This is a genomic window from Isoptericola sp. NPDC057391, from assembly GCF_042668085.1.
In the GTDB taxonomy this organism is placed as follows: domain Bacteria; phylum Actinomycetota; class Actinomycetes; order Actinomycetales; family Cellulomonadaceae; genus Isoptericola.
The window spans coordinates 1-10,594 of the sequence record NZ_JBHVBO010000146.1 but is presented as its reverse complement, the minus strand read 5'-3'; the positions used below and the strand labels follow the sequence as shown (position 1 = coordinate 10,594).

Sequence of the window (10,594 nt, the reverse complement as noted above, 5' to 3'; positions counted from 1 at the left end):
GCTGCGGCCGGGCCCCTCGCTCTTCGTGCGTGGTGCGTCAGTGCTGGATGCGGCGACGCAGCCAGAACAGCACGCCACCACCGACGATCAGCAGCGCGGCGATGCCGGCGAAGACGCCGACCGTCGCACCCGTCTTCGGCAGCTCGTCGGCGGGCTCGGCCGCGGCCGGCGGGACGTCGGCGTCGTCCGCGACGACGTCCACGTCCGCGCCGCCCGTGCCCACGGGGTTGGCGCACTCGGTGTTCGCCTCGGGGTAGCTCACGACCTGCGAGTACTCGGGGTTGACCTCGAAGAGCACCTCGACGCCGTCACGGGTCCAGGCGTAGTTGCCGTCGGTCTCGACGTAGGAGCCGTCCTCCTGCTGCTCCCAGCCCGGCCACTGCTTGGGCTCGGCGTCGGAAGCGCCGGGCCACAGGAGCTCGCCCTCGAGCGGCTGGTCGGTGGCGACGTAGTTCTCGCCCCCGTCCGGGTGCAGGAACGTGATCGTCAGCGGCGTGTCGTCGTCGACCTCGACGCCCTCGGGCAGCGAGATGCCGTAGTCCAGGTAGGGCGTGTCGCCCACGCAGACCGCGCCGATGTCACCGGGGACCAGCGCGCACTCCTCCTCCGAGGGGACGAGCTGCTCGATCGGGAAGATCACGTCGCCACCCTCGGTGCGCGTGTACCCGGCGAGGTCGTGGCCGAAGGTGCGCCCCGCGGCTGGGACCGCGAGCACACCCTGCTCGGTGGTGAGGTACGTGACGTCCTCGGTGTCCGCCGGGAGGATCACGTCGGACGCGTCCGCGCCGCAGATCTCGAGCGCGGCCGGCGCCTGCGGCACCACGACCTGGGGCTCCTCGACCTCGGGGACCTCGGGCTCGGGCGGCGTGGCGCAGTCCTCGGCGGACGGCAGCTCGATGCCGAAGTCGCTCAGCTCCTGGTGCTGCCAGTCGACGAGGTTCCCGTCCATGGACGAGCCGTCGGGGTAGGTGATCGTCTCGGGCATCGTGTAGTCGTCGACACCGCCGCGCACCAGGTCCTGCTGGATGCCCCAGCCGGTGCACAGGTCGATGTCGTCGAGCGCGTCCGTCTCCGGGAGCTCGGTGTACCAGTGCTCGTCGTTCCTGAGCTCGTCCTCGGGGACGGTCAGCGGCGTGGTCCCGAGCAGCTGCTGCTTCCCGGAGTTCTCCCACGCGGCGGGCTCGTCCTTGTCGAGCTTCGGGTAGAGGTAGATGCCCACCTGGATGTCGGTTCCCTGCGGCTGCTCGGGCGTCGTCGGCGTGCAGGGCTTGGTGGTGCCGCGCTCGTGGGCGTCGTACTGGTCGCCGTCCCGCGCGTCGACGTCGACGGTCCACTCGTGGCCCTTCGACCCGTCGAGCTCGAACGTCCGGTGCCACGACCTGTCGAACTTCTCGTCGGCGACGGTCGTGCCGTCGATGGTGACGACGACGTCGGCGCCCTGGTACTGGGTGAGGTTCACCTCGAGGCTGCTACAGGAGTCGTTGACGCGCGGGGTGTGGGCGGAGGCCGGCGCCGCGGTGGCGACGAGCATCCCTCCGACGGCGAGCGTCGTCGCGGCGACGCCGGCCAGGGTCCTCTTCACTGTGGGGTTGTCCCTTCGGTGGTGACCGGTGCACGGGCGCGCGCCAGTCGACGTGCGAAACGGGGAATCGTGGTGTAGTACACCAGTTTTTGGAGCAAATCGGGAGAGCCGTTGATAACGGTCAGAGCACAAAAACCCGACCTTCCGGAGGAGCAGCCCGGACTGCCCCCGAACTGTGGACAAGCCTGGGGAAAACCCTGTGGACAATGCTGTGGAGGACGCGCCGTCCACCGCCTGTGGACAACGTGTGCGGAACTTCCCCCCAGCGGCGTCAATCCGCCGATTCCTTGCCTCCGGCAGGTAGACTGGGACGGTCATTCCGGGTCGTGCTGCGACCTCTCGCACGGCTCGGTCGAGCGCAGCCCGGAACCTGAGAGCCGCGCCGCCTGCACACCGCACGAAGCGTCGGCGCGTGCACGACGACCGAGGAGCAGCTCCGCCTGTGGCAGACCGAACCGACACCCCCCGTCCCGACACTGTCGCCCACGGAGCCAACGGAGCAGCCGGACCGGGGAACGGGTACGACGCCGGCAACATCACCGTCCTGGAGGGCCTGGAGGCCGTCCGCAAGCGCCCGGGCATGTACATCGGCTCGACAGGCGAGCGGGGCCTGCACCACCTGGTCTACGAGATTGTGGACAACTCTGTGGACGAGGCCCTCGCGGGTCACGCCGACAGCGTGGAGGTGACGCTCCTCGCCGACGGCGGCGTCCGCGTCCGCGACAACGGCCGCGGCATCCCCGTCGCGATGCACCCCACCGAGGGCAAGCCGACGCTCGAGGTCGTCATGACGATCCTCCACGCGGGCGGTAAGTTCGGCGGCGGTGGCTACGCCGTCTCCGGCGGCCTGCACGGCGTGGGCATGTCGGTGGTGAACGCGCTGTCGACCCGCTTCGTCTCCGAGGTGAAGCGCGACGGCTTCCACTGGCGTCAGGAGTACCGCGACGGCGGCGAGCCCGTCACCGAGGTGCAGAAGCTCGAGCCGCTGGCCGAGGGCGAGGCCACGGGCACCACACAGACGTTCTGGGCCGACGACACGATCTTCGAGACCACGGAGTACGACTTCGAGACGCTGCGCTCGCGCTTCCAGCAGTACGCCTTCCTCAACAAGGGCCTGCAGATCACGCTGCGCGACGAGCGTGCCGGCCACGCCGTCGCGGACGACGAGGTCGCCGGCCAGGCCCCGGAGGGCGCGGACGGCGACGTCACCGCGGTCGACGGCGCGGCCGACGTCGAGGACACGAACCCCGTGCGCTCGGTGACGTACCGCTACGACAACGGCCTCACCGACTACGTGGCGCACATCAACGCGGCCAAGAAGTCCGAGCTCATCCACCCCGAGATCATCGACGTGGAGTCGGAGGACACGGAGCGCAAGATCTCGGTGGAGATCGCGATGCAGTGGACCAGCGCGTACAGCGAGTCGGTGCACACGTTCGCGAACACCATCTCGACCACCGAGGGGGGCACGCACGAGGAGGGCTTCCGCGCGGCGCTCACCACCCTGGTGAACAGCTACGCGCGCGACAAGCAGATCATCAAGGAGAAGGACGACAACCTCACGGGAGACGACATCCGCGAGGGCCTCACCGCCGTCATCTCCGTCAAGCTCGGCGAGCCGCAGTTCGAGGGCCAGACCAAGACGAAGCTCGGCAACACCGAGGCGAAGACGTTCGTGCAGCGCGTGGTACGCGAGAAGCTCGTCGACTGGTTCGACGCCCACCCGAACGAGGCGCGCGACGTCATCCGCAAGGCCATCCAGGCGTCGCAGGCGCGCATCGCGGCCCGCAAGGCGCGCGAGGCCACGCGCCGCAAGGGGATCCTCAGCTCGGGCGGCATGCCCGGCAAGCTCAAGGACTGCCAGTCCAACCGCGCGGAGGACTGCGAGATCTACATCGTGGAGGGAGACTCGGCCGGCGGCTCCGCCGTCCGCGGCCGCAATCCCCACAACCAGGCGATCCTCCCGCTGCGCGGCAAGATCCTCAACGTGGAGCGGGCCCGTCTCGACAAGGCGCTCTCCAACCAGGAGATCCAGTCCCTCATCACGGCGTTCGGCACGGGCATCGGCGAGGACTTCGACCTCTCGAAGCTCCGGTACCACAAGATCGTGCTCATGGCCGACGCCGACGTCGACGGCCAGCACATCTGCACCCTGCTGCTCACGCTGCTGTTCCGGTACATGCGCCCCCTCATCGAGCACGGCCACGTGTACCTGGCGCAGCCGCCGCTGTACCGGCTCAAGTGGTCGAACGCGCCGCACGACTACGTGTACTCCGACCGGGAGCGGGACGCGTTCCTCAAGGAGGGGCTGGCCGCCGGCAAGCGGATCCCCAAGGAGAACGGCATCCAGCGCTACAAGGGCCTGGGCGAGATGGACTACACCGAGCTCTGGGACACCACCATGGACCCGGAGCACCGCACGCTGCTGCAGGTGACCATGGACGACGCGGCCGCGGCCGACGAGATCTTCTCGGTGCTCATGGGCGAGGACGTCGAGTCCCGCCGCAGCTTCATCCAGCGCAACGCCAAGGACGTCCGTTTCCTCGACATCTAGCGGCAGGGACGGCGTCGTACAACTCGTACGCACGCCGTTGTACGCCATCAGCGACACGATCTCGAGGACGACGGAACCCGCGCCCCGGCGGCGCAGGACAGGAAGAAGGTAGACGGTGACGGACGAGACCCCCGGCCCCGACATGACGGACGGCGCCCCGGACGACGAGGCGATCGACACGACCGACGGCACGGTGACGGTGCAGCACGGCCGCATCGACCAGGTGGACCTGCAGCTGGAGATGCAGCGCAGCTACCTCGACTACGCGATGAGCGTCATCGTCGGGCGCGCGCTCCCGGACGTGCGGGACGGCCTCAAGCCGGTGCACCGCCGCGTGCTGTACGCGATGTACGACGGCGGCTACCGCCCCGACCGTGCGTACTCGAAGTGCTCCCGCGTCGTGGGCGACGTCATGGGCAAGTTCCACCCGCACGGCGACACGGCGATCTACGACACCCTGGTGCGCCTCGTGCAGGACTGGGTGCTGCGCTACCCGCTCGTCGCCGGCCAGGGGAACTTCGGCTCGCCCGGCAACGACCCGGCCGCCGCCCCGCGGTACACCGAGTGCCGCATGGCCCCGCTGGCCATGGAGATGGTCCGGGACATCGAGAAGAACACGGTCGACTTCCAGGACAACTACGACGGGCGCACGCAGGAGCCCGTCGTCCTCCCCGCCCGGTTCCCGAACCTGCTGGTCAACGGCTCCGCCGGCATCGCCGTCGGCATGGCGACCAACATCCCGCCGCACAACCTGCGCGAGGTCGCCGAGGGCGTGCGCTGGCACCTGGCGAACCCCGACGCGTCGCGCGAGGAGCTCCTCGCCGCGCTCATGCAGCGCATCAAGGGACCCGACTTCCCGACCGGCGCGCAGATCCTCGGCACCAAGGGCATCGAGGAGGCGTACCGCACCGGGCGCGGCTCCATCACGATGCGCGCCGTCGTCAACGTCGAGGAGATCCAGAACCGGATCTGCCTCGTCATCACCGAGCTGCCCTACCAGGTCAACCCGGACAACCTGGCCAGCAAGATCGCCGACCTCGTCAACGACGGCAAGCTCGCCGGCATCGCGGACATCCGCGACGAGACCTCCGGCCGCACCGGCCAGCGCCTCGTCATCGTGCTCAAGCGCGACGCCATCGCGAAGGTCGTGCTGAACAACCTGTACAAGCACACGCCGCTGCAGTTCAGCTTCGGCGCGAACATGGTGGCGCTCGTCGACGACGTGCCACGCACGCTCAGCCTCGACGCCTTCGTGCGCCACTGGACCACCCACCAGGTCGAGGTCGTGCGTCGCCGTACCGAGTACCTGCTGGCCGAGGCGGAGCGCGAGATCCACATCCTGCGCGGCTACCTCAAGGCGCTGGACGCGCTCGACGAGGTCATCGCGCTCATCCGCCGGTCGCCCGACGCCGAGCAGGCCCGCACCGGCCTCATGGAGCTGCTCGACGTCGACGAGCAGCAGGCCAACGCGATCCTCGCCCTCCAGCTGCGGCGCCTCGCCGCGCTGGAGCGCCAGAAGATCATCGACGACCACGACAAGCTCGAGCGGCAGATCAAGGACTACCAGGACATCCTCGCCAAGCCCGAGCGTCAGCGGACGATCGTGCAGGACGAGCTCGACGACATCGTCGACCGGTACGGCGACGAGCGCCGCACCACGATCCTGCCCTTCGACGGCGACATGTCGGTCGAGGACCTCATCCCCGAGGAGGAGGTCGTCGTCACGATCACGCGCGGCGGCTACGCGAAGCGCACCCGGACCGACAGCTATCGCGCCCAGCGGCGCGGCGGCAAGGGGGTGCGCGGGGCCGCGCTGCGCGAGGACGACATCGTCGAGCACTTCTTCGTCACGACGACGCACCACTGGCTGCTGTTCTTCACGAACCTCGGCCGGGTGTACCGCGCCAAGGGCTACGAGCTGCCCGAGGGCGGTCGTGACGCCAAGGGTCAGCACGTGGCGAACATGCTGGCGTTCCAGCCCGGCGAGCACATCGCGCAGGTGCTGGACCTGCCGGACTACGAGGCCGCGGACTACCTGGTGCTCGCGACGCGTCGCGGGCTCGTGAAGAAGACCCGCCTCGGCGAGTACAACTCGCCGCGCTCGGGCGGGCTCATCGCGATCAACCTGCGCGAGGACGAGGAGGGGCACGCCGACGAGCTCGTCGCCGCGCGCCTCGTGAACGCCGACGACCACCTCATCCTGGTGTCCCGCAAGGGTCAGTCGATCCGCTTCCCCGCCGACGACGACACGCTGCGGCCCATGGGCCGGGCGACGTCGGGCGTGACCGGCATGAAGTTCCGGGAGGAGGACGAGCTGCTCAACGCGGACGTCGTCACCCCGGGGACGGACCTGTTCGTCGTGACCGAGGGCGGCTTCGCGAAGCGCACCGCGATCACGGAGTACCGGGTCCAGGGACGCGCCGGCTACGGCATCAAGGTCGCCAACCTGGTCGAGGCTCGTGGAGACCTCGTGGGGGCCTTGGTCACGGAGGCCGACGACGAGGTGCTGGTCATCATGGAGCGTGGCAAGATCGTGCGCTCGGCGGTCGCCGAGGTGAACCTCACCGGCCGTACCACGCAGGGCGTGACGTTCGCGAAGCCGGACCGCGGTGACCGCATCATCGCCGTCGCCCGCAACGTCGAACGTCGGGACGTCGACGAGGCAAGCGGCGACGAGTCGGTTAGCGTGGACGAGCAGACCGCCGACGAGCAGACCACGAGCGGGGACGAGGACTGATGACGGAGAACAGCGCGTCGACCCGGGCGTCGTCGGCGCCTCCCACGCGGGAGGCCGAGATCGACGACTCGACCCACCGTCGCGGCCCGGCAGCGGGCGCGACGTCGACCACGGCGACCACGTCACCCGCGGGTGCCGTCCGCGTCGGCGAGGTGCCGGCCCCGCCGGCCCCGCCGGCCGCCACCCCGTCGTCCGCTCCGGCGTCCGCACCCGGGGTCGCCCCGGACGGCACGGCAGCCCAGGGCGCGTCGCCCGTCAAGGAGGGCGCGGTGAAGGCGGCGGCGGCCGCCCTCGCCGCCGCCCGGAGCGCGGCGAAGAAGGTCCAGTCGGTCATGCCGGAGGCGCCGAGCAAGGGCCAGGACGGCGCGGGCGACACGGGCGCTCAGGCGTCCTCGAAGAGCTCCTCGAAGTCCGCCGAGCCCCGCCCGGAGATGCACTACTCCGCCGGTGGCGTGCACGGGACGGCCGCTCCCGCGGCGGCGGCTCCCGTGGGCGGCCCGATGGTCGGGACCGCACAGCCCGGCGCCGGCGCGCGCCGCGTGCGCCTGTCGGTCTCGCGGGTCGACCCGTGGTCGATCATGAAGCTCGCGTTCCTGCTGTCCGTCGCGATCGGCTTCATCACCGTCGTCGCGACGATGGTGGTCTGGTACGTGCTCAACGACATGGGCACCTTCGCGAAGATCCAGGGCTTCCTGAGCGAGACGATCGGCCCGCAGGCCGTGAACCTCATGCAGTTCATCGAGTTCGACCGCGTCGTCTCGCTGTCGGTGCTGATCGCCATCGTCAACGTGGTGCTGCTGACCGCGCTCGCCACGATCATGGCCATCCTGTACAACATCACGGCCGCGCTCGTCGGCGGCGTGCACCTGACGCTGACGGACGAGTGAACCCGCTCCCGGCCGGGACCGACGTCACACCGCGTGACGGCTCCCCCGGTTTGGGAACGGACCCGCGCGTACGGTAATGTTCCGTGCTGCACGCGCTCCCTCGTGGGGGCGCGCTCGGGGCTATAGCTCAGACGGTTAGAGCGCTTCCCTGATAAGGAAGAGGTCGGAGGTTCAAGTCCTCCTAGCCCCACTCCAGGCCACCTCAGGCCCGGGCCCGAGACGCACGACGACGGTCGTGACGAGGAGGCAGAAGATGAAGAAGCTGTTCGTCCTCCTGCTCGCGCTGGGCGCGGGATACCTGGTCTGGCGCCGTCTCAACGAGGACTCGGCCGACCGGGACCTGTGGTCCGAGGTCACCGACACCATCGACTGAGCACGCCCGGCCCGTCTGACGAGGCCGCCAGGGGCCATGGCGCAATTGGTAGCGCACCTGCTTTGCAAGCAGGGGGTTAGGGGTTCGAGTCCCCTTGGCTCCACCACAGAAGACCCCGTACGCCCGCCGGCGTGCGGGGTCTCGTCGTCGCATGGCGGAACGTCCGAGGTGTTGAGCCCGCGCCACCGATCCCGCATGGTGGGTGGTGGGCCGCCGACCGGCCGTCCGTCACGACAAGGGGGTCATGATGACGCTGTACCTGCTGTCCGTGCCGCACGACTCCGAGACCGAACCCACGATGGCGACCATGGACCCGGAGGAGCTCGAGGCCACGCTCGCCGCGGTGGGCGCGTTCAACGAGTCGCTGGAGGCCGCGGACGCGCTGCGGTTCGCCGGCGGGCTGCACCCGCCGAGCACGGCCACGACCATCGACGGCGCCGGTGAGCCCGCGACGGTCACCCCCGGCCCGTTCGTGGAGGCCCCGGAGTACCTCGGCGGGCTCTGGGTGATCGAGGCCGCGGACGACGCCGCGGCGATCGCGTGGGGGACGCTGGCGGCCAAGGCTCTCGGAGGCCGGGTCGAGGTCCGCGCCTTCCAGGACGTGCCGCAGGGCTGAGCCGGGGACGCCGCAGGGCCCCGTCCCTGTGGACGAGGCCCTGCGGTGGTGGTGTGGCGGACGGCGCGGTGCGGTGCCGTCCGTGCGGCGGGTGGTCAGGCCTTGTCGCCGTCCCCCGCGTCCTTCGCGGCGTCCCCGGCGGCGTCCTCCGCCTTGCGGGCGGTGGAACGCGTGCGGTTCGTGGCCTTCTTGGCCGCGTCGGTCGCCTTGTCCTTGGCCTTGTCCACGGCCTCGGTGACCTCCTCGCCGAGCTCGGCGGCCTTCTCGGAGGCGCGCTCGGCGGCCTCGCGGCCCTTCGCGACGGCGTGGCCCGCGGCCTCGCCGACGGCCTCCGCCGCGTCGCCGACCGCGTGCCGCGCGTCGCGTGCCGCGCCGTCGTAGTCCGGACCCGACTGCTGCTCCCAGGGCTCGGCCCACGGGTCGTTCTGCGGCTGGGCGCGGCGCCAGAAGGCGTACCCGGCCACGGCGGCCCCGGCGAGCGCGAGGAACCAGAACAGCCCCTTCCCCTTGCCGGACTTCTCGGCCTCCTTGGCGGCCTTGTGCGCCGCCTTCTCGGCGGCGACCTGGGCCTTGGCGGCCTCCTTGGCCGCCTTCTTCGCGGCCTTCTTGCCCGCGCGGCCGGCCTTCTCCGCGGCGTCGCGCGCGGCGTCCGCTGCCACGACGCCCGCCGCACCCGCGGCCGCGCCGGCGCGCGTCGCGGCCTCGTTGAACGCCTGGACCATGCGCGGCAGGTAGTCGTCCACGATCTTGTCGTGCGCCGTGTCCACGAGCGGGGCGGCCTTGTCGGCCGCCTTCTCGACCCGCGGCGCCGCCGCGAGCACGCTCTCGCGCCACGCCTTCTCGGCGCGGGGCACGAGCCACTCGAGGAAGGAGTCGACGCGCGGCTCGGCCCAGTCCTTGGCCTGGTTCGCGGCGCCCTTCGCCCCGCCCGCGGCCCGGGCGCCGACGTCGACCAGGACGGCGGCCGCCTCGGTCGCGGAGCCCTTGAGCTTCTCGGTGTCGATGTCGTTGATCGTCGAGCTCACCTTCTCGGAGACCTTCGAGGAGAGCTTCTCGGCCTGGTCCTTGGCAGTGTCCTTGACGCTGTCGCCCACGTTCTTTCGCACCATGGACCCACTGTGCCACCTGGTGCCCTGGCCTGCAGCGGCACGCGCGGGCCGCGCCGTGCGGGTCCTGGATACGGTTGGTGAGAGGGAGGGTGAGAGGATGAGGACATGTTCGCAACCCTCCACACCACCGCCGGTGACATCCGCATCGAGCTGCTGCCGAACCACGCGCCCAAGACCGTCGCGAACTTCGTCGGGCTGGCCAAGGGCACCACGACGTGGACGGACCCGGCCACGGGCGCCGAGCGCAACGACCCCCTGTACGACGGCGTGATCTTCCACCGCGTCATCGACAACTTCATGATCCAGGGCGGGGACCCGCTGGGCACCGGCACCGGCGGCCCCGGCTACACCTTCGACGACGAGATCCACCCCGAGCTCCAGTTCGACGGCAAGTACATCCTCGCGATGGCGAACGCCGGCAAGCGCCGCAACCCCGTCACGGGTGCCGTCGAGGGCACCAACGGCTCGCAGTTCTTCATCACCACCGGCGCCACCCCGTGGCTGAACGGCAAGCACAGCATCTTCGGCAAGGTGGCCGACGACGAGTCGCGCGCCGTCGTCGACGCGATCGGCACCACGCCCACCCGCCCCGGCGACCGCCCGGTGCAGGACATCGTCATCAACTCGGTCACGATCGAGGACTGAGCCTCGGTCCAGGTCACGGTCGGGGTCGAGAACCTCTTCGCAGTCCCGTTCACGCGCCCCAGGGGGCGCTCCACTTCGGGAAAGATAGGAC

8 protein-coding genes and 2 tRNA genes are annotated in these 10,594 nt (G+C 70.4%); 8 read left to right on the top strand and 2 right to left on the bottom strand.

What is annotated here, in order from left to right; all coding sequences use genetic code 11:
* Positions 1–37: 37 nt before the first annotated feature.
* Positions 38–1,582, bottom strand: a complete 1,545-nt coding sequence (locus ACFUVW_RS16105; protein WP_430572332.1) for an LPXTG cell wall anchor domain-containing protein — start codon at positions 1,580–1,582, stop codon at positions 38–40.
* 442 nt (positions 1,583–2,024) lie between these two features.
* Between ACFUVW_RS16105 and gyrB the strand changes: the two genes are divergently transcribed.
* The 7 genes from gyrB to ACFUVW_RS16070 all read left to right on the top strand — a co-directional run bounded on the left by gyrB (position 2,025) and on the right by ACFUVW_RS16070 (position 8,749).
* On the top strand, positions 2,025–4,136 hold the full coding sequence (gene gyrB, locus ACFUVW_RS16100) for a DNA topoisomerase (ATP-hydrolyzing) subunit B (RefSeq protein WP_430572331.1): 2,112 nt from the start codon (positions 2,025–2,027) through the stop codon (positions 4,134–4,136).
* A gap of 115 nt (positions 4,137–4,251) precedes the next feature.
* Positions 4,252–6,873, top strand: a complete 2,622-nt coding sequence (gyrA, locus tag ACFUVW_RS16095; protein ID WP_430572330.1) for a DNA gyrase subunit A — start codon at positions 4,252–4,254, stop codon at positions 6,871–6,873.
* Positions 6,873–7,760, top strand: coding sequence for a DUF3566 domain-containing protein (locus ACFUVW_RS16090; protein ID WP_430572329.1), 888 nt, complete (start codon positions 6,873–6,875; stop codon positions 7,758–7,760). The genes gyrA and ACFUVW_RS16090 overlap by 1 nt, the downstream gene beginning before the upstream one ends.
* 116 nt (positions 7,761–7,876) lie before the next feature.
* Positions 7,877–7,950, top strand: a tRNA-Ile gene (locus ACFUVW_RS16085).
* A 63-nt stretch (positions 7,951–8,013) separates the two neighbouring features.
* Positions 8,014–8,133, top strand: a complete 120-nt coding sequence (locus ACFUVW_RS16080; protein ID WP_217700772.1) for a DLW-39 family protein — start codon at positions 8,014–8,016, stop codon at positions 8,131–8,133.
* 30 nt (positions 8,134–8,163) lie between these two features.
* A tRNA-Ala gene (locus ACFUVW_RS16075) sits at positions 8,164–8,239 on the top strand.
* Between the two features lie 141 nt (positions 8,240–8,380).
* Positions 8,381–8,749, top strand: a complete 369-nt coding sequence (locus tag ACFUVW_RS16070; protein WP_430572328.1) for a YciI family protein — start codon at positions 8,381–8,383, stop codon at positions 8,747–8,749.
* Between the two features lie 95 nt (positions 8,750–8,844).
* On the opposite strand, the gene ACFUVW_RS16065 is transcribed toward ACFUVW_RS16070, so the two are convergent.
* Entirely contained in the window at positions 8,845–9,858 is a 1,014-nt protein-coding gene (locus tag ACFUVW_RS16065; RefSeq protein ID WP_430572327.1) for a hypothetical protein, read from the bottom strand.
* Positions 9,859–9,963: 105 nt separating this feature from the next.
* On the opposite strand from ACFUVW_RS16065, the gene ACFUVW_RS16060 reads away from it, so the two are divergent.
* Positions 9,964–10,503, top strand: a complete 540-nt coding sequence (locus ACFUVW_RS16060) for a peptidylprolyl isomerase (protein WP_430572326.1) — start codon at positions 9,964–9,966, stop codon at positions 10,501–10,503.
* The last annotated feature ends 91 nt before the right edge of the window (positions 10,504–10,594 follow it).